General features: G+C 32.1%; 17 protein-coding genes. 1 reads left to right on the forward strand and 16 read right to left on the reverse strand.

Going from position 1 to position 20,868, the window contains the following annotated elements:
* Positions 1–95: 95 nt before the first annotated feature.
* Entirely contained in the window at positions 96–632 is a 537-nt protein-coding gene (locus tag DWX29_RS05770) for a hypothetical protein (RefSeq protein ID WP_117908662.1), read from the forward strand.
* 151 nt (positions 633–783) lie between these two features.
* Here DWX29_RS05770 and DWX29_RS05775 read toward each other — a convergent pair whose 3' ends face one another.
* From DWX29_RS05775 to DWX29_RS05850, 16 genes are all read right to left on the reverse strand, one after another.
* Positions 784–1,767 (reverse strand): HEAT repeat domain-containing protein, encoded by a 984-nt coding sequence (locus DWX29_RS05775; protein ID WP_118565379.1) that lies wholly within the window; start codon positions 1,765–1,767, stop codon positions 784–786.
* Positions 1,736–2,098, reverse strand: coding sequence for a HEAT repeat domain-containing protein (locus DWX29_RS05780; RefSeq protein ID WP_158574509.1), 363 nt, complete (start codon positions 2,096–2,098; stop codon positions 1,736–1,738). Before DWX29_RS05780 ends, DWX29_RS05775 begins: the two co-directional genes overlap by 32 nt.
* A gap of 309 nt (positions 2,099–2,407) precedes the next feature.
* Positions 2,408–4,141: a proline--tRNA ligase gene (locus DWX29_RS05785; RefSeq protein WP_118565381.1), complete on the reverse strand. Its 1,734-nt coding sequence runs from the start codon at positions 4,139–4,141 to the stop codon at positions 2,408–2,410.
* Positions 4,142–4,285: 144 nt separating this feature from the next.
* Complete coding sequence (locus DWX29_RS05790) at positions 4,286–6,001, reverse strand: S8 family peptidase (protein ID WP_022089692.1); 1,716 nt, start codon at positions 5,999–6,001, stop codon at positions 4,286–4,288.
* 283 nt (positions 6,002–6,284) lie between these two features.
* On the reverse strand, positions 6,285–6,644 hold the full coding sequence (locus DWX29_RS05795; RefSeq protein WP_022089691.1) for a DUF2304 domain-containing protein: 360 nt from the start codon (positions 6,642–6,644) through the stop codon (positions 6,285–6,287).
* A 3-nt stretch (positions 6,645–6,647) separates the two neighbouring features.
* A complete protein-coding gene (locus DWX29_RS05800) occupies positions 6,648–7,337 on the reverse strand; it encodes a glycosyltransferase family 2 protein (RefSeq protein WP_022089690.1) in 690 nt (229 codons plus the stop codon).
* Positions 7,338–7,369: 32 nt separating this feature from the next.
* On the reverse strand, positions 7,370–8,575 hold the full coding sequence (locus tag DWX29_RS05805) for a nucleotide sugar dehydrogenase (protein WP_243053238.1): 1,206 nt from the start codon (positions 8,573–8,575) through the stop codon (positions 7,370–7,372).
* A gap of 4 nt (positions 8,576–8,579) precedes the next feature.
* Entirely contained in the window at positions 8,580–10,787 is a 2,208-nt protein-coding gene (locus tag DWX29_RS05810) for a glycosyltransferase (protein WP_117908656.1), read from the reverse strand.
* 253 nt (positions 10,788–11,040) lie between these two features.
* Positions 11,041–12,606 carry an ATP-dependent Clp protease ATP-binding subunit ClpX gene (clpX, locus tag DWX29_RS05815; protein WP_117908654.1) on the reverse strand — a complete coding sequence of 522 codons (1,566 nt, stop codon included), beginning with the start codon at positions 12,604–12,606 and terminating at the stop codon, positions 11,041–11,043.
* Positions 12,607–12,943: 337 nt separating this feature from the next.
* The gene (locus tag DWX29_RS05820; RefSeq protein WP_118565382.1) at positions 12,944–14,560 is read right to left on the reverse strand and encodes a trypsin-like peptidase domain-containing protein; all 1,617 of its coding nucleotides are present in this window, start codon (positions 14,558–14,560) and stop codon (positions 12,944–12,946) included.
* Between the two features lie 239 nt (positions 14,561–14,799).
* Positions 14,800–16,113 (reverse strand): LCP family protein, encoded by a 1,314-nt coding sequence (locus tag DWX29_RS05825; RefSeq protein WP_117908650.1) that lies wholly within the window; start codon positions 16,111–16,113, stop codon positions 14,800–14,802.
* 15 nt (positions 16,114–16,128) lie between these two features.
* Complete coding sequence (gene galE / locus DWX29_RS05830; protein WP_022089684.1) at positions 16,129–17,154, reverse strand: UDP-glucose 4-epimerase GalE; 1,026 nt, start codon at positions 17,152–17,154, stop codon at positions 16,129–16,131.
* Positions 17,155–17,169: 15 nt separating this feature from the next.
* Positions 17,170–18,423: a CdaR family protein gene (locus DWX29_RS05835; RefSeq protein WP_022089683.1), complete on the reverse strand. Its 1,254-nt coding sequence runs from the start codon at positions 18,421–18,423 to the stop codon at positions 17,170–17,172.
* Complete coding sequence (gene cdaA / locus DWX29_RS05840; protein ID WP_118565383.1) at positions 18,380–19,276, reverse strand: diadenylate cyclase CdaA; 897 nt, start codon at positions 19,274–19,276, stop codon at positions 18,380–18,382. Before cdaA ends, DWX29_RS05835 begins: the two co-directional genes overlap by 44 nt.
* 37 nt (positions 19,277–19,313) lie before the next feature.
* Positions 19,314–20,288: a hypothetical protein gene (locus DWX29_RS05845; RefSeq protein WP_118565384.1), complete on the reverse strand. Its 975-nt coding sequence runs from the start codon at positions 20,286–20,288 to the stop codon at positions 19,314–19,316.
* The gene (locus DWX29_RS05850; RefSeq protein ID WP_022089680.1) at positions 20,288–20,722 is read right to left on the reverse strand and encodes a hypothetical protein; all 435 of its coding nucleotides are present in this window, start codon (positions 20,720–20,722) and stop codon (positions 20,288–20,290) included. Before DWX29_RS05850 ends, DWX29_RS05845 begins: the two co-directional genes overlap by 1 nt.
* Positions 20,723–20,868 lie beyond the last annotated feature (146 nt).

Raw genomic sequence — 20,868 nt, forward strand, 5'->3', positions numbered from 1 at the left:
CTTTAATATGTTATAATCTTTATTAAGTTTTGGCGAAGTGTTATTTATTTAATAATTCTTCACCGACTTGTTACTAAATGATATGAGGTGATTTTATGCGATACGTAAATCTCGAGGCTAATATGCCCTTAAACACTTTGGTAAACCGACTAAAAAAAGCAGAACATTATAATGACGAAGAGCCTTTCGGATATTGGTCTATTGAGACATTTGAAGGTAAAGAACCAGGTGTTCATGTTTCTTATGATGAAGAAAAGAAAAAATTATGCACTTATTACATAAGTGGCAATGAACAAAAGGATTTTATTACATCAATCAACAATGTTTTTACTGGTAAGATTATCGAAAAAGATGGTTTATGTTTTATAAAAGGATTTACTTTTATGTCAGCAATTTTTAATATTGTTGTTATTTTATCCATTGTATCTTTATTGCTAATGTTTTGGTTTATGAATAAGAATCCTAACATAATGATAATTGGAGTAATTTTCTTCATATACTTTTTGTTCGTAAAGGAACACTATAAAGAAAATGGGCGAAAAATTATTTATTTCTTTGGCGAATGTACTCAGAAAAAACAAAAGAAGATTAATCCTAATAAGAAAAAAGGCAAATATGCCAGAAGAAGATAATTGTATAACAAAAAAGGATTGGACCTATATAAATTATAGAATCAATCCTTTTTTAGTTCATTATTCTTTTATATTTATGCTATGGAATTTCAAAATTTTCAGGAAAAGACCACCAAAACAGATTACCGTTGCCAAATAATAACTTCTTGTTTTATTCATCCCAATCTCTTTCTATCTGTTCAAGTACTTCATTAATTTCAGAAATAACTGAACATTTAGTCTCAATTTTCTTATGTTCAATTAATGTTGTACGTATCACTTCTTTATTACTATCATTTACAATTTCACTTAAGTTTTCAACTACTGTCTGTCTGTTTTGATATCTTTTTGAATTTAACATTGATAATAAATTCGCTAAATATTCTTCTATACCTAAACTATATAAAACACTAAATATATATATTCTCGCAAACTCAACTTTTTCATTTAACAATCTACATTTCAAAAATTCAATTAAATCATGCTGCTGATTTATCTCAATCGCTACATCTCCCAATGATGCTATTGCATATCCTCGTACCAAACCACTTGTATCTTTTTCTCCTATATTCTTTAGTAATTTATAGGTTTTTAAGGATTTACCATTACATAATGAATCACATGCTTCCATTCTCACAAATAGATCATTATCATGAGCTAATCGTTGCAATATTTTTTCTCCTTCTTTCAAATTCGAATTAACTAATACTCTAGCAGCGAGACCTCTATTATTACAACTTCCCTCGACTGAAATCTCTTTCAATCTACAAAAATCTTTCTCATCAATGCCTTTCTCATCTGACTTTTCCTTTAAATCAATTAAGAATATTTCCTCAATTATATCATTAATTCTATAAATTACTGACCCCGCTGTTTCAACTTTCTTATGCTCTAATAAGGCTGTAATAATCTCATTTTTATTGCTATCATCAAAAATTTCATGTAAACTTTCAACTACCGAATGTCTATTCTCATATTTTTTTGAATTAAACATAGATAATAAATTTTTCAAATATTTCTCTCGTCCCAATTTATATAAAGCAGTATATGTATTTATTCTTGTAAACTGAACTTTTTCCTTTATTATCCTTTCTTCCAAAAATTCAATCAACTCATTTTCCCTATTAATTATATTTGCAATATTTTCTAATGACAATATTGCATATCCCCGCACCAAACCACTTGTATCTTTCTTTGCAAATTTCTTTTAACAGATTATATGTATCAACAGATTCACTTATGCACAATGAATCGCATGCATCTGTCCTTACCAGCCAATCATGATCTTTAGTTAATCGTAACAATATCTGTTCGCCTTTTTCATCACTAGACTCTACTAGAGTTTCTGCAACAACAGCTCTAATATAGGCATCTTCATCATAAGATAATTCACTTAATATACTATAATCTTTTTCATCAAAATCTTCCACGTATGATTTTTCTTGTAGATATGTCAACAGCTCACATTTTTCTTTAAAATTCATCATTGTTCCTTCCTCAACCATTAGAATTTCATTACATTCTCCTGTAAAAAAATCCCCAAACAACATCATATTGAAATGTCAGATTCTATCTGATACATCAATCTGGTTCTGTTCAGAGATTAAGTCATTTATTAATGTTTTTCACAATACAATTTATCATTTATTTTAAATTTATTGTATCATCAACTATATTAATTCACAATAAAAAAAGTAAAATGTAGCATAGTAGCTATAATATAAAAAAGGTTAAAATGATGTTATACATCATTCTAACCTTTTTAATTACTAACAATCAAGTTACATTTCTCAATGCTATTTTACATGTGAATAAATCTGTTCTTTTAACTGTGCAATAATGTTTTCAACCTCTGTTACTGCATCAGCTGTAGGTGTCTTCTGCTGAATGCTCTTATCTCTTGTTGAGATTTCTACAACACCTTCTCCCATATTTCTTGGACTTACTACAACACGTACAGGAACTCCGAGTAAATCGGCATCTGCGAACATAGCTCCCGGTCTTGCTTTTCTGTCATCATATATTACTTCAATGCCTTTATTCTGAAGTGTTTCATATAAATTATCTGCATAAGCCTTACATTCTTCATCATCACTTCTTAAGCAACAAATGTGTACCTGCCATGGAGCAATTGTAATTGGCCAGATTGGTCCGAAGTCATCATGTCTTACTTCGCAAATTGAAGCTGCCATACGACCTACACCAATACCATAGCATCCCATGATAGGATACTGTGTTTCTCCATTTTCATCAGTATATGTAAAGTTCATAGCCTTTGAATACTTTGTTCCTAACTGGAATATATTACCAACTTCAATTCCTCTTGAAATTGTAATTGTTTTCTTTCCACACTGTGGGCAGATTCCACCTTCGGCAATTTTTGCCAAATCATAATATTCAACATCTCCACAGTCTCTTTCAACATTAAATCCTGTATAATGAGTGTCAACTTTATTAGCACCTGTTACAAGATAATCAATTCCTTTTAATGAACTGTCAAAGAACACAGTTACTTTATCAGAAATACCAACAGGTCCGATAAATCCTGCTGTTAATACACTGTCATCAACAATATCAGCCGGATGAATGTCACAACCTACTACCTTTGTAAGTTTAGCTTCATTTATATCTAAATCTCCTCTTATAAACGCAACAACAAATGTGTCATCTTCATTTCTCTGATATACAACAGCCTTTGCAGTATTTTCTGCAGGTATTTTTAAGAAATCACAAAGTTCTTCTATTGTTCCTGCATGAGGTGTTGGAACTTCCTTCAATTCTTCTTTTGGAAGTTTGTTTTCATTTTCTACAATTGATTCTGCTGCTTCTACATTTGCACTGTATCCACATTCAGGACAAATTGCTATTGAATCTTCCCCTGCCGGTGTAAGAAGCATATATTCATGAGAAATATTTCCACCCATCATACCTGAATCAGATTTTACAACTGCTACTTCAGGAATTCCGCATCTTGCAAAAATTCTGCAGTATGCATCATAGCACTTGTGATAGTACTGTTCCAAATCCTCCTGTGATGTATGGAATGAATATGCATCTTTCATTGTAAATTCACGTACACGGATAAGTCCTGCTCTAGGTCTTGCCTCATCACGGAATTTTGTCTGTATCTGATAAATCATAAATGGATATTTTGCATAACTGTTAGCGTATTCTCTTACTAACTGAACTGATGCTTCTTCGTGTGTCATTCCAAGAACCATCTTACTTCCTGTTCTGTCTGTAAATCTTAAGAGTTCTGAACCTACACTTTCATATCTTCCTGATTCTTCCCAAAGACTACCCGGTAATGCAACAGGGAATAAAACTTCCTGTCCATCAATCTTATCCATTTCGTCTCTGATAATTGCTTCTATTTTCTGTGAAATTCTCTTCATCGGCGGAAACTGTGAATAAATTCCATTTGCTACATTTTTAATATAGCCTCCTCTAACCATAAGTGCATGACTGTCAATCTGACAATTTGCAGGTCTTTCTTTAAATCTGTCGCCAACTAATTTTGATAATTTCATCGTTCTCTCCTTCACTAATGTAAATTCTGGCACAATGTGCTATGTCTTTAACTGCTTTATTTTAATATATATTTATAAAAAAATCAATGGGAGAGAACAGTTAGTACACTTTATTCTATGGGTGATGAGAATTAGTACACTTTATTATTTATTTCTAAGTATGCTAAAGGCTTCATATACATTTACTTTACCATATCCCCATTCTTTAGATGGATAAACTATGTTTCTATCCCTTATTGCCCCTCTTATTAAAAAGTTTTTTATATAATTTGTTTTCATTTGAGTTTCATTTTTTTCCACTATTCCCCACTGCATAAGTTGTGCACAGTTTCCTGCAACTAAAGCTGCTGCAACCGATGTTCCTGACTTTCGCACATAATTATTGTTTATTCCGGGTCCATAGACATTTACACCAGGCGCAGTAATATCCGGCTTAATTTCATTTGTTCTGGTAAAACCTCTGCTTGAATCTGTAAATAACGCATTTGTCATATTATCATATGCCGCTACCGTTATTGTAGCCTGAGTTGTCGAAGGAACTGTCAAAGTTATATCAGGATTTGGTTTTAAGAAATATGTTTCTTTGTCTATAAATTGCTTTATGGGAAGCCAGATATTGTAATCACCTTCTAATATATTATTTCCATATACCCTGATTATCCACACTCCGGGCGTAGGGTCTATAAATCTCATAAATATTAGTTCAACACCACCACCTGCTTCAACAAGACTATAACTGATATCTATTTTACTTTTTTCAAGCAAAAATTCTACCGTATCACTTTGCCCTACTCTTGCCGGAATCCTTGATATCATTTCTCCCGAAGGCGAAATAAAAGCAACCGATATTATATCCGGTGAATTTCCCCAAAGTTCCATTGTAAATCCATTTGTTCCTTCGCCCACCCTAAGTTCTACATCTTCATATTCTTTATTTAACACGCTGCCTTTATAATGAAGTCTTGCATTTCCTTCATTTCCTGCGCAAGTAACTACGCAACATCCAATCATTTCACCCAAATCATTTAATTGTTGGGATAAAGCTGAACCTCCGGACCTTTGACCACTTCCTGTACCTAAACCTAAAACCAAAACAAGTGGTTTGCTTTCTCTTCTTGACAGATTTCTCAAATATGTCACTGCCTGCATAATATCATTTTCCTGATATACATCCTGAACATTTTCCTCTATGAGATAGAAATCCCTAAGATATTTCTTTGCCTTTTTTAATTTTACAACCGCAATCTGACTTTCATTTGCTGCACCAATAAAATTATTTTCCACATCCTCACTTCCACATGCCACTCCTGCCATAAATGTTCCGTGCCCCTGTGTATCTTTAGTTGGAACAATCGAATACGGATTTTCACTTTGCAATGCCCTGTCAATATCTTCCCTTGTATACTCACTCCCAAATTCTATTCCTTGCGGGTGAGTTCCACTCTGATCACTTTGATCCCATATAGATAAAATTCTCGTCCTACCCGTAACATTTTTAAATATGTCATTTGTATAATCAATTCCGGTATCTATAAAACCAACTATTACACCATTTCCTGTTAAAGATGTGCCTCTTACTCTTTGCAGTCGCAATGCTCCCGTTGCTTCGACTGCAGACGTATCCATAAGTCCAAAAAGTTTGGGAATTGCAATATATGTATCCTCACCCACACTTATCGGATTTATTTCAGATAATGGATAATATATGGCGGAAAATTTATACCCTATATCCTGTATGCACAAATCTTTATATTCCTGCCGTGCTTCATTTTCCCTAAATCCAATCTCTATTATAAAATCAGCATAATCTTCCGATATAATTCTTTCCGCACATTCACTCATCATATTTTCTGATGCCATTGCCTAATGGCTTTGGTCATCTTCCTCTCCAATATTATTTTATAAAGTATATGATTATTTTCTCTTTAAAATTCAATCTATTGTATATTTCACAAAAGCTATTTTTTATTTTTGCTCAATAAAAAAATATCAGATAGTGACCACACTCACCGTTCGGTTATAAACTTTGATTTCCCATGCCTGGCAAGAAACAATTTCTTCTTTCACACTTGGCGGGGAAAAAAAAGAATTCACATCAGCATATACCAACACGAATTCTTTTTATTGTGATTAATTTTATTTATTATTTTAATTCATTTTTTTCTATTGAATCTAATTTTTTATTTAATATTCCTACCATCTGTGTTAACTTTCTTACTCGAACAGCTAATCTTGAAACTGTTGTTGTAAGTACAAATATTAAAATTAATGCAAATACAAATCCACATAAGAAAATCATATTTACAGGAGAATATACTCCCATTAAATCTGATATTTTTGCTATTGCATCAGGAATCCAGACTAAAATTATAAGTCCTATTAACACAATAAACCATGGCAATGATAATTTTAAATCAAGTTTTCTCTTTCTGACCATATTATATATAATGCAAAACAACAATAAAAATACTACTGTCATTACAATCTGTAAACGAATTGTCATATTCTACCTCCACTTCTCAACCAAAATTGCTATGGATACTTTTATCATATAGTATACCGAATGTCTAACTGATGAAAGTGATGAAACGCCTTCTGCTCTCTCTCTCATAATTACCGGAACTTCTTCAATCTTTCTCTTATGTCTTATAAGACGAACCGTACTTTCCGGTTCCGGATAATCTATAGGATATTCTTTGGCAAACATTTCAATTGTTCTTCTGTTACACATTCTCATACCTGAAGTAGGGTCTGTTATTGTCTTTCCTGTAAGCAAATGAATTAAAAATGTGAAATATTTTATTCCTACTCTTCTGATAAACGATGACTGAAATCCTTCTTTTTCAATAAATCTTGAACCGATTACCATATCACATTCATTTTTCACAAGATAATCTGCCATCTCATTTAGGTATGCTGCATCATGTTGTCCATCTCCATCAAACTGTACTGCTATATCATATCCATTCTGAAACGCATATAAATATCCGGTCTGTACAGCTCCACCAATTCCCAAATTCAATGGAAGATTAATTACCTTTAATCCATTCTCTACACATACATCATAAGTATTATCTGTTGAGCAATCATTTACAACAATATAATCAAAACCCTGTGCATTGTCTTTAATATCTTTTACAGTATTTACAATACTGTCCTTTTCATTATATGCAGGAATAATTACCAATTTCTTCATGCATCTTTCTCCTTTAATTTAAATACTACCACTTAATCTCTGAAATACAAATCTCTTGTATAAACCTTATCTAAAACATCCTCAAGATCATTATTAAATCTATTTGCAACTATAACGTCACATTTTTCTTTAAATTCATTAACGTCTTTTATTACCTCACTGTTAAAGAATGTTTCTTCTTTTAGCGTAGGTTCATATATAACGACTTTAAGTCCTTTTGCCTTTATTCGTTTCATAACACCTTGAATAGATGACTGTCTGAAATTATCAGAATTTGCCTTCATTGTCAACCTGTAAATTCCTACAACGCCATTCTGGTTCTGTGGAAATCCTGCTTTTTTAAGTATTTGTTCTGCAATAAAATCTTTCCTTGTGTTATTTGCTTCTACTATTGCTCCAATAATGTTATTAGGGACATTCTCATAATTTGCCAAAAGCTGTTTTGTATCTTTTGGCAGACAATATCCACCATATCCAAATGACGGATTGTTATAATAATTTCCGATTCTTGGGTCAAGTCCGATTCCCTCTATAATTTGTTTTGTGTCAAGTCCCCTAACCTCAGCATAAGTATCAAGTTCATTAAAGAATGATACTCTAAGTGCTAAATATGTGTTAGCAAATAATTTAACAGCCTCTGCTTCTGTAGGTTTTGTAAACAAAACGTCTATATTTTCCTTTAATGCTCCTTCCACAAGAAGTTTTGCAAATGTGTGTGCAGCTTGTTTTATTTTTTCATTATCATCAGGTGCACCAACTATTATTCTTGAAGGATACAAATTGTCATATAATGCTCTTCCTTCACGCAAAAATTCCGGTGAAAAAATTATATTTTCCGTATCATATTTTTTTCTGACACTCTCTGTATATCCTACAGGCACTGTTGATTTAATTACAATTATAGCATCTTTATTTACTTTAAGAACGAGTTCAATTACCTGTTCAACTGATGAAGTATCAAAATAATTTTTATCCGGGTCATAATTTGTAGGTGTTGACACAATGACAAATTCAGCATCTTTATAAGCGTTTTCACCATCTAGTGTAGCTTTTAAATTTAATTTCTTTTCTGTAAGGAATTCCTGAATTTCTTTATCTACAATAGGTGATTTCTTATTATTAATCATATTAACTTTTTCTTCAATCACATCTACAGCCACTACGTCATTATGTTGTGCTAACAAAACTGCATTTGATAATCCTACATATCCTGTTCCGGCTATTGCTATTTTACTCAAAATCCTACTCCTTTTTATTTTCCAAATCATAACTGATTTCTTTTGCTCTCGCATCAAATGTATGATTTCTTAATACAATCTTTTTACCTTTCCCTACAATTTCTTTTCTCTCATCTTCATGAGTCAAATAATAATCAATCTTATTTTTCAAATCTTCCCTGTCTCTATAAGTCACCAGACAACCTTCAAAGTATTTATGAAGTTGTGGCATATCATCACTAATTATAAATGCCCCTGCTGCCAATGCATCAAATATACGATTAGATATTATACCATTATCCTTCATGTCATCCCAATGGTCATTTAATAATATTTTTGCATCGTGATAAGCCTGTCCAACCTGCTCATTAGGCATATACTTCGCTTCTACATAATCTTTAACAGGAAATTCATCCCATCCATCTCCATAAACTGTAAGTTTATGTTCTGTAGGAAGTAAATCTTTAAGTATTGTTCTAAATACATTTCTTGAATTTCCAACAAATAAAAGCTCGTATTTCTTTTCTGCCTCTTCATTAACATTAGTCATAACTTCCGGATCAGTACACTGCATAAGTGTTTTTACCGGAACTTTTATTTTTTCCTTTAACTGTTTTTCAATTACATCAGAAGCTGCATAAACCATATCAAAACAATTATACTCTTCTACTTTTACTCTGTCAGGGTGTGAAATATTCCACATAATTGAATACTTCTGTTCTATCTTAGGATAGCATGCATATTTTCCTCTAAGAACAATTGAATACGCATTACGACTTCTCTCATACCATTCATCTCTTGTCTTAACAGTGCAATGATAACCGAGTTTCTCTAAAGATTTAGCAAGTGCTAATGCATAATGATAATCTCCCCAATTATAAATCGCTTCTGTATTTGGCATTGATCCACATATGTCTATTCCCTTTGGATCAACATAATCATTAATTTCATATACTAAATCCTTAAATTTATCAACATCTAATTTATCAAATTTTTCTATAGGAACTATTATAACACTATCTCTTGTATCTGTATAATCAGAGCTCTCTGTATTATTTGTTCCATCTACAATGACATCAGTATAGATTCCTACTGCATGAGGTAATTTCTCTGCTTCTAAATATTCTACATCATAACCTTTATCACTTAATGATTCGCCTAAATCTCTACACTTTTCATCATTTTCAGGTTCTATTATTGTAATCTTTAATGGATTTTTTGTAAAAATATTATTTTCTTCTATTTTATCCTTAATAACCTGTCTTAGCAAATAGCTCTGCCATACGCATTTAAATACCTTTACATTCTTTCTTATACGCTTTAAGTCCTTTGTTTCATCATCATACAACTTATTTTCCGTATCACAGAAAAAAGCATTAGATGTAGGAATATAATAATTCTTATACCCTTTGTAAAATCCATGAAGGCATAAATCTGTACTTTCGTAGCCTAAATTATATTTTCTGTCAAAAGGTCCGATTTCATTGAACACTTCTCTGCTCACTAACATCATCGCCCCTGACACTGCTGCTCTCTCTTTTATTTCTTTATCCGCTTCACATATTTCTTTTTTATTATCCACATCAAATGGTTGCATAAAATATGCATCTTCAAAAATTGAGCCTTTAATTTCTATTCCTGTACTTTGAATACAGAAACTATTGCCACTATTTTTATTATCTTTTGGCATTGCAGGATATATTAATCTTCCCGACACAATACCTGCCTGCGGTAAATTCTGATAAGCATATAACAATTCATCTAGCCATCTGTCTGAAACAATTACATTATTATCAAGAAATACAAAGTATTCACCCTTTGCTTTCTTTACGCCGGCATTATTCATCATAGAAGTTGTTATTTTCTTTTTATTATTAACAACTGTTAAGGCCATTTTCTTTTTCCATTTTTCAACACATTCTGTCAAATGTCCATCTGATAATGCATCAACGATAATAATTTCATAATTGTCATAAAATTTGCATTTTTGCAAAGATTCTATTAGTTCTTCAAGTTTTTCAGTTTCTCTATTGACAATTATTATGGAAACTAATGGTTTCCCTTTTATTCCCCTGTTAGGAAGTTTTTCTATGTCTGATTTAATTACTTTAAATACTTCTTCTTTTCTTTCATTTTCTTTGTCATTTAAATCATCATCATTTAAATCTAACGCCCATTCTAAGCTATCCTGACCATTTATTATGTTTTTAAAAACAGAATATATATTTTTCACAATAACATCTCCTACCGTTTTCCTCTCATGTCCCTATGTTTTGCTTATATTAACATATGGGTTGCAGATTGTTCTAAATTTACACTCTCACAATCCTACCCATCATATAATAAACTATCAAACATTTATTTTTATTGCATAATTATTAAAATAAACTTAATAAAATAAATCATTTTAATATTATGCCTATAAATTTATCATTTAGGTAATTCGTTCGTTAATAAAACGACTTTATCATTAGTCAGACTAAAATCTAATCATTTTGTTCAAGTAATTCCTGTCCTCTGAATCTGATTATAGGAGCACCTTTCTTTTCTATGCATTCCTTTGTCACAGTAACTGTTCCAATATTATCATCTTTTGGAATTTCGTACATAATGTCTAGCATGAAGTCCTCAATAATAGACCGCAAAGCTCTTGCTCCTGTATTTTTATTTATCGCTCTTGCAGCTATTTCTTTTAATGCATCTTCTGTAAATCTTAAATCTACTTCATCTATAGCCAGCAACTTTTTGTACTGTTTAATTATAGCATTTTTGGGCTCTGTAAGTATTTTTACAAGCATTTCTTCTGTCAAACCTTCCAATGTAAATATTATTGGAAGACGTCCAATGAATTCCGGTATCATACCAAATTTTCTCAAATCTTCATTTATTACTTTAGATAATATTTTAGCATCTTTATCATATTTGTCTTTCAAATCAGACATAAAACCTATTGTTGCCTGCTTGTTAAGACGTTCCTTAATAATATCTTCCAATCCCGGAAATGCACCGCCACATATAAATAATATATTCTTTGTGTTTACTGTTGCTAAAGGCACCATTGCATTTTTACTTGTTGCTCCAACCGGCACCTCAACTTCACTGCCTTCTAGCAATTTTAACAATCCCTGCTGAACAGATTCTCCGCTTACATCTCTATTTGTTGAATTCTGTTTCTTTGCTAATTTGTCAATTTCATCAATAAATACAATTCCTGTCTCAGCTCTTTCTACATCATTATCTGCTGCTGCCAACAATTTAGAAAGTACACTTTCTATATCATCACCAATATATCCTGCCTCAGTTAATGATGTTGCATCTGCGATTGCCAAAGGCACATCTAATATTTTTGCCAATGTCTTTACAAGAAATGTTTTACCACAACCTGTAGGTCCTATCATAAGCATGTTTGACTTTTCAATTTCAACATCATCCTGTATCGTGTTAGCAACTCTCTTATAGTGATTATAAACACCTACTGACATTACTTTTTTAGCATAGTCCTGACCTACCACATATTCGTCTAACTGCTCTTTAATTTTATGTGGAGCAGGCAAATTTGCCAAATCTATAGTCTTAACTTCTTTTTCTTCTGTTTTTTTCTTTTTCTTTAATTTCTGATTTTTTGGAATTTCTCTATTAAAATCATCACTTGTAACCATTCTTACATTAGGCATTTTTAATAATTTTTCCAAATCCTCTTCACTTATGTTCACATTCATCCCATTTAATCCGCCAAATCCCGGGAATCCTGCTAATCCATCATTCATTGTATCAAAACTTCTCTGCAAACAATCTGTACATACATATATGTTTCCCGGCATTGATACCATCTTTCCTGCACGGCTCTCAGGTCTTCTGCAGACATAACAAATTTTTTCATATTCATCTTCATTATCATCTTTGTCTGTTGAAGTTGTGTCTTCTTTTTTTATATAGTCTTTTTTTGTTTCATTAGTATTGTCTAATGATTCATCTGTCGTTTCTTTATCATTAATGATTTCTTTGTTTTCTTTTATATTCATATCTTCTTTTGTTTCAAATTCTTTATCCATGCTGTTTTCCTTTCAGTTATCACCATAGTACTTTATATAATTTCAGGGGCACCCCAACTTTGATTCTACCCAACATTCGCATATCGTGGGATAGTCTTCCCGCTTTTTGCTCATATTGGCGCGGGTCCTAAGGTCTTTCACCCACTTATGAGCAAGTTCATGTGGGGTTAGCCCTTTTGACTCAGGCATTATATATCTGATTCTTTTAAATCTTGTAACATATTATCACAAAACCATATGCTATGGCAATTTCTTTGAATAAACGACACCAAAAAGCCCATAGAATTGTTTTAAAACAAATCTATAGGCTTCTTATTCACTCTTTATAGTCTATATATTATTTTGTTGTCTGTTCATTTGCTCCTGCTTCGCTTGAAGAACTTAATGTTAAGCTTACATCTTTTTCTTTATAATCTCTTCCGTCTCTGTATGCGACTTTTACAGTAACTGTTTCTCCAGCTTTATAGTATTCCAATATACTCTGTAAATCATCCATTGAATTTACTGTCTTACCGTCAAATCCTACGATTACATCTGTTGCTACGATTCCGGCTTTTGCTGCTGCCGCACCGTCTGTTACTGCGTATACATAAACACCTTCCGGCATTGAATACTGTTCTACTGCATCCGATGTTACACTATATCCCTGGATTCCAAGATATCCTTTTTCATCTGATGAAACCTTTGATCTTGTTTCTCTCTGTTCCAAATTATTAATAATATCTGTTACTGATGAAATTGGAATTGCAAATCCCATTCCTTCTACGCTTGCTGATGAAGATGTAGAACTTGATGAATATTTAGCTACGTTAATTCCGATTACTTCACCTTTTGCATTAATTAAAGCTCCACCACTGTTACCACCATTAATTGCCGCATCTGTCTGAAGTAATTTCATTGTATTGTTATTATCAAATGTTACTTCTCTATCTTTTGCACTAATAATTCCTGATGTAACTGACTGACCATATCCTAATGCATTACCAATTGCAATTACACCTTCACCTACTGTTACTTCATCTGAATTCCCAAGTGTTGCTTTCTTAATTGTTTTTAAAGTTGATTCCTTAATATCTGATAATTTAATTGCTACTACAGCAACATCTGCCTTTGTATCTGTACCTTTTACACTACCTTCAACTGATTCACCATCTACAAACTGAATTGATAATGAATCTGCGCCCTCTACTACGTGGTTATTTGTAACTACAAGCAATTCTGTGTCTGTCTGTTCTACGATAATTCCTGAACCTGCTGACTGTTCTTCATATGACTGTCCATTGTTATTTCCATCATTATTTCCAAAACCATAACCATAGAAATAACTAAAATTATCATAATAATTTGATTGAACTAATGTAGTATTTGTAATAGCTACAACTGAATTCATAACGTCTGAAACAACATCAGATACATCTGTTATTACAACTTTTCCATCTGAGCCTGAATTTGTATCTTCAATAACATCTGTTGAGCCGACACTAGGAATATCTTTATTATCTGCTGTTGTTGTCTTTTTGCTGCTGTTATCTGATGATAAAATGTTATTTGTATTATTACCTTTTCCAGCAATAGAACTTGTTATTAACGAAACTCCTACAGCTAAAACAACAACCACACCTGCTATACATGAAATTAAAATTGCAGTCTTATTCTTTTTTGGCTTTTTGTTGTTATCATTATAGTTATTATAACCATTATTGTAATTGTTATATCCTGAATTTGAATTATCATATCCGTTGTTCGAATTATTACTCTGATTATAATATGAATTATTTCCACTATTGTAATATGAACCCTGACCATTGTTGTTTGTGTTGCCACTATTATAATATGAGCCACTTTGTTCACTATTTCCGTTTACGTTACCATTTGTTTCATTGTTACTATTTTGATTATCGTTTACAGTTTCCTCTGTCTGGTTGCTGTTAACATTATTTTCTTCATCGTACATATTGCTTTCCCCTTTCTGTACACATTCTTTGTAACGTCTATCTTTATTACAAGTAACAGTTTAGTTTTAATTTGTGATGTTTTTGTGTTCCCTTTGTTAAAAAGTTTTGAAATCACAGCAATTTTTGATACCAAAGTCTAAAAGTCTAAGCCACATGGGCTTGCTCATAAAAATAGCCGAAAAGTAAATAGTTACACATTTGCTCTCTAAAATACTTCTCAGCTATTCTTTATATTTCTTTAATGAAATTCTGTATCGCCACCATCATCGTAATCATAATACTCTTCTGTCTGCGATTCCTCTTCATCTGTACTTGTTCCACCCATCTCTGTAGGATTATAACCTGTAGAACTTGAAGAAACACCTGTCTGGCTGACAATACTACTGTCTATTTCTTCAACAGTTGAAGTTGGCTGATAATTTTCTTCTCCATAAAGGAATTCATGCAATGCTGTTACATTCTGGCTTAACCCCTGCGGTAAAACATAACTTGTATTATCTATTGTTCCTGTTGTAAGTTCTGATGGGAATCCTTCACTTCCACTCAATGAAAAATCAAAAATGATTGGTAACATTCCTACTATCTGATCAAAATCAAAACTTGTAGAAATTATCTTTTCTTTCTTTGTATTTCCATCTAAAACAGTGTTTATCATCTGCTGAAGTTCACTTACACTTGCTTTTTTAGCTCTGTCTACTAATTTCATAATAACAGAACGCTGACGTGCAGCTCTTCCAAAGTCATCCCTTATGGCTTTACCAGTGTCCGGATCATAAAATGTTGCCTTACGGATTCTACAATATGTAGTGGCCTGAATACCATTCAGCTTTATGTTCTTTCCACTTTTGGCTATAGGCTTTGCATATTCTCCTGTAGTACTGATTGTACTCTTCATATGATGATTAAGCTGATTAACCTCATCATCTGTAAGATTAACTTTAATTCCACCAAGAGTATCTATTATCTTTGCTACACCGGCAAAATTAACAGTAACGTAATCTGTAAGCTGTAAATCCAAATTTTTATTTAAAGTATTAATAGCTCCTTCAGCACCACCAACTGAATATGCTGAATTTACTTTGAAATATTTATATGTTCCATCGCTATTATATATTCTCAAAAATGTATCTCTATAAATAGACACCATCTTTACTTCACCTGTAGTATTGTGAACACTTACAATTACCATTGAATCACTGTTTGTACCCTCATCAAACTGACTTGTTCGTGAATCAATTCCAAATAAAATAAAATTAGTATATTCTTCAGAATAATTGTATTGAAGATTATTTGTTTCTACTTGATTCTTGTTAAAATCACCATCAAATACACTTTTATCATAAGATTTGCTTCCGAACAATTTTATTATATTTTGTCCTACCGGTGTTTTTGTAAGTCCTTCAACAATTGCTCCTTTTACAGCTGGCACAAACATTACCGTGCCCATTAAAATAACACATACTGCAAACAGTACTTCAAAAAATATCAGGACCTTCTTTAATCTTGATAAAGACCTTAACTTCTGCTGCTTTGTTTTATTTTTTGAACTCATTTGTATTCTCCAATATTATACTCCCTTATATCCATTAGGGTTTTTCTTTTGCCAATTCCATGTATCTTCACACATTTCCTTGATTCCATATTCTGCTTCCCAGCCTAACTCTTCTTTTGCAAGGGATGCATTTGCATAACATTCTGCAATATCTCCAGGTCTTCTTTCTGTTATTTCGTAAGGAATCTGTTTTCCACAGGCCTTGCTGAAGTTCTCAATAACATCTAATACACTATATCCGATTCCTGTTCCTAAATTATATGCCTTAACACCTATATCAGGACATTTTTCTAATTTCTGAATTGCCTTTACATGTCCCTTTGCCAAATCAACTACATGAATATAATCTCTTACGCCCGTACCATCTTTTGTAGGATAATCATTGCCAAATACGTTTACCTTTGGAAGCTGACCTGTTGCCACCTTTGCAATGTATGGCATAAGGTTGTTTGGAATTCCGTTAGGATCCTCTCCAATTTCTCCACTCTTATGTGCTCCAATTGGATTGAAATATCTTAATAAAAGAATGTTCCATTCTTTATCAGCGACATAGAAATCTCTAAAGATTTCTTCCTGCATAAGTTTTGTTCTTCCGTATGGATTTGTTGCTGAAAGTGGGAAATCTTCAGTAATAGGTACTGTAGCCGGGTCACCGTATACTGTAGCTGATGAACTGAATACAATATTCTTTACCCCTTTGTTTCTCATCACATCGCACATATCTAATGTACCTGAAATATTATTTCTGTAATATTCTAATGGTTTTGCAACAGATTCTCCTACTGCCTTTAATCCTGCAAAATGAATTACTGCAAAAATCTTATTTTCATCTAAAATCTTACCTACTAATTCTTTGTCAGCAATATCTCCTTCATAAAATTTCAGGCTTTTTCCTGTAATCTTCTGAACTCTTCTTAAGGATTCTTCTGATGAGTTAGACAAATTATCTAAAACAACTACATCATATCCTGAATTTAATAATTCAACACATGTATGACTTCCAATAAATCCTGCTCCTCCGGTTACTAATATAGTACTCATAATCAAGTCCTCCATTTACTTCTTCGTAACTTTTACCTTTACAGACACTTTGTTCTTTAATGTTGTATTATTAGGTACCGTCAAAGAAACATCAACTGTTTTATTTGAATTAATACCTTTTAAATTTACAACTGCTTTAATATCATCTGGTGTAACTTTATCAAGTTCAGACTTAAGCCCTGTAAGCGATACACTAATTGAGTCACTGGAAATTTCTGCAATATATCCGCTTTCAATATTCTGTAATGATATGTCACTTTTGTTTATTTGAAATTTTTTTGTTTCCAACTTTTCAACTTTAACTGTTATTGTTGCAATAGCATTTGCCGAATCTGACACACTTACACCATCCGGTAAATACTTATTAAGATTTACTTCGACGTTAACCGTATCTTTTGCTCCATCAACAGAGATATCCTCTTTCGGAACTTTGATTGATTCTAGTGAATCTATCAGACTGTGCTTACCAACAAGCGTAACTTTTTGTGGTTCAAATTCTACCCCTGTAACTTCATATCCCTTTGCCGGTTTACCACTATATTCAACATCTACAGGAATTGTATTTCCCTTTAATACTTCAATACTTACTTTTGTCTTATTATAGTTCTTAGTTACATTAGTGTTTTTAATTGTATTTCCATTTTCATCATATAATTTAATTTTATATTTTTCTTCAAAACTCTGACTTGCATTAGAAACATCTACAATAACTTTTGCTTTGTCAATCTTATGCTGTACTGATTCCGGTGCCGTTACAATAATATTATTTCTTGAGTTGCTATACCCTCCTAAATAATATCCCTTTGCAAGTTCTCCTGTAATTTCTACTTCCACAGGATACTGCTCGTCCACTAAATCTTCAACATCTACTGAAACTGCCTTTACTGACTGATTAACAATTGAAATCTTATTTTCTACATTTTTCTTATTAGCTGAAACTTCTACCTGAACTGAATTGGCAACTGAAATTTCATCTAATGGTGCAACAGCCGTAAAATCATCTGAACTCAACTCTGAAATTACGGATCTCTTTCCGGTTATAGTAACATTTAATGTTAATCTCTGGTCAACTTTATATACTTTATTCTGGTCTGTAATGGCTTCCTCATCTGTCAAATTTATTGGGATTCCATATATTGTTATTGTTTTAGTCGGGTCACTTAAGTTTACAACGGCAAGCCATATAAGTGCCGCGATAAAAACAGCCGCAATTTTTAACATAATATTATTTGTTATTGATTCTCTCAGTTTTTTCGTCACTGACTTCATTGCGCCTCCACCCTTTCTTCTTTTTGCTCTTTACTTCTTCCTTCGCCTGAACTTTTTTAAGTTCATTTTTCAAAGTTGCTGCATCTGCATATCGAATAAGTTTTCCATCTCTTGCAATAGAAATACTTCCTGTTTCTTCAGATACAATTACAACAACACTGTCAGATATTTCACTGATACCAACTCCGGCTCTGTGTCTTGTACCTAAATCTTTACTCAAAGATGTGCTGTTTGACAAAGGCAGATAACAAGTAGCTGCTGTGATTTTATCACCATCAATAATTACTGCTCCATCATGAAGCGGAGTATTCTTTTCAAATATATTAATGAACAACTGTCTGCTTATATCTGCATCAAGTCTTATTCCTGTTTCCTCGTATTCAGTCAAATCCTGATCTTTTGCAATTACAATTAAGGCTCCTGTTTTTACTTTAGCAAGGTCGACTGTAGCTCTCACAATTTCTTCAATTGATCTGTCACTAAATCTATCATCGCCTGTATTACTTCCAAATTTAAAATATCTGGAAATGACATTTTTCTTACCTAATTCCTCTAATGCCTTTCTAAGTTCAGGCTGGAAAATAATTATAATTGCTATAATTCCAACACTTAACGTCTTATCTGCTATCCATAATATGGTCGTAAGGTTAAACAGTACTGCCGCAAACATAAACAGTACAATAACTATAATTCCCTTAAACAAAGTCCATGCCCTGCTTCTTTGGAACCATATCATAATGTAATATACAAGAACAGCAATAATAAATATTTCCACAATATCACTTGCATAAATCTTAGGCATTGTCAAATATTTGTCAGAAAAAATTCCTAAATATTCTTTTAATATGCTCATTTTATCACTCCTCTCTCATTACATTAACGTACAAATGTTAATTTTTATTGCTCTTTTTCTTAATTTTATTTTTATTGTGTTGTCTTTGGGCATTAATACGTTTTACATTCATCTCCGGTTCCGCAACATTAAGCTTAGGAACTGCTTTTACGTAATAATAATACTCATCATCTTCAAACTGTGTATGTTCAACTCTTGTATAATCCACAGAAAATACAAAGAATTGTAAAATAACTGCGATTACCAATGACAAGGCTGTTCCTATAACAAGCCATAATATTGAAACTTTTGTGTTTAATATTAAACTTCCTACAAGTAACGCTACAAATTCAACTGTTCCACCTATTAATATTGCTTTCATCCAAGCGTGGTCAATTGACTTTCTTCTAATCGCATAAACAATTAATAATACTATAGCAAAAACAACAACAGTTAATATCATTTCTTTATTTCCTGTTATCATGGAAACTACTGTTCCGATTCCTGCTGTAGAAGCTTTATCGGACGATATATTACTTATCGCTGTTTCATTTGTTTCAACTACATTTAAAATATAATAAACTATTGTTCCAAATGATACTGATACTATTGATGCAGGCGAACACATTAATCCTGCCACAATAGGTATGACATATGGAACTCTCAGGTAGAATGCTATAGGTATAAGTAATATAAATATCCCATCTCTTGATGAAAATCTAAAAAATAATAAGAACATTATTATCATTAATACCAATACTACCGCTGCAATTTCTAACGTCAAAGCATACAAATTAACAATCACCATACCTGAAAATACAACTACAATTAATGACCATGGTACAAATGAAAGTACTATTGCTGCCACTAACAACATAAGCTGGTTATCTAGTATCTCTAAATATCCTATATGACTATTTATAAGAGTAAAGGCAACAAATGTAACTAAGAACTTAATAACAGGTCTTACCAAAGCTCCGTGTTCATTATAAAAATTTACTATCTTATCCTTTAAAACTAAAAAACCTGTCACTATTCCTCACCTCTCTCTTCCATGCTATTTATAATAGCGTCATATTCTTCTTCCTGAATCTTATGTAATACTTTTAATTCTCCATTATATTTATTAAGATTCTCTCTAATGGCAGAAAATTTCTTTGAATAATAAATATATGTAAATATCATATATACAACCGTAATTAAAATATAAAACATTACAATTAAAATCACTACTGCCATAAATGAATTCGTTGTCTTTAATCTTCCAATAAATGCATCAGCACTAAACATAAGCCATAAAGCCAACATCAGTGCATAGGCAATCGTTACGGCAACAAATGATTTAATCATCTTAATTGCCAAATAGTCGCTTCTATAATATTTACTATATTTTATCTCTGATTTAGCATTCTTCTGTTCATATAATGCTAATTTTGTCATTATGCTTATTTTTTCATTATTTAACATATAACTCTCCTAAATTTGAGTAATAATATCCACGATAAAATCGCCTACAATTATATCATAGTGACAAAATTATAACAACCTTCCTGTCATAGAGAATTTATATTGAGAATCTGTATATTGTTACATTTTCTCCTTCCCTTAGACAA

The sequence above is a fragment of the Eubacterium sp. AF19-12LB genome (assembly GCF_003479125.1).
In the GTDB taxonomy this organism is placed as follows: Bacteria; Bacillota; Clostridia; order Lachnospirales; family Lachnospiraceae; genus Eubacterium_U; species Eubacterium_U album.

Coding starts and splice junctions, on each gene's coding strand:
- DWX29_RS05770 (WP_117908662.1), top strand. CDS start 96: ATGCGATACGTAAATCTCGAGGCTAATATGCCCTTAAACACTTTGGTA.
- DWX29_RS05780 (WP_158574509.1), bottom strand. CDS start 2,098: ATGATGAATTTTAAAGAAAAATGTGAGCTGTTGACATATCTACAAGAA.
- DWX29_RS05785 (WP_118565381.1), bottom strand. CDS start 4,141: ATGAAATTATCAAAATTAGTTGGCGACAGATTTAAAGAAAGACCTGCA.
- DWX29_RS05790 (WP_022089692.1), bottom strand. CDS start 6,001: ATGGCATCAGAAAATATGATGAGTGAATGTGCGGAAAGAATTATATCG.
- DWX29_RS05795 (WP_022089691.1), bottom strand. CDS start 6,644: ATGACAATTCGTTTACAGATTGTAATGACAGTAGTATTTTTATTGTTG.
- DWX29_RS05800 (WP_022089690.1), bottom strand. CDS start 7,337: ATGAAGAAATTGGTAATTATTCCTGCATATAATGAAAAGGACAGTATT.
- clpX (WP_117908654.1), bottom strand. CDS start 12,606: ATGGATAAAGAATTTGAAACAAAAGAAGATATGAATATAAAAGAAAAC.
- DWX29_RS05820 (WP_118565382.1), bottom strand. CDS start 14,560: ATGTACGATGAAGAAAATAATGTTAACAGCAACCAGACAGAGGAAACT.
- DWX29_RS05825 (WP_117908650.1), bottom strand. CDS start 16,113: ATGAGTTCAAAAAATAAAACAAAGCAGCAGAAGTTAAGGTCTTTATCA.
- galE (WP_022089684.1), bottom strand. CDS start 17,154: ATGAGTACTATATTAGTAACCGGAGGAGCAGGATTTATTGGAAGTCAT.
- DWX29_RS05835 (WP_022089683.1), bottom strand. CDS start 18,423: ATGAAGTCAGTGACGAAAAAACTGAGAGAATCAATAACAAATAATATT.
- cdaA (WP_118565383.1), bottom strand. CDS start 19,276: ATGAGCATATTAAAAGAATATTTAGGAATTTTTTCTGACAAATATTTG.
- DWX29_RS05850 (WP_022089680.1), bottom strand. CDS start 20,722: ATGTTAAATAATGAAAAAATAAGCATAATGACAAAATTAGCATTATAT.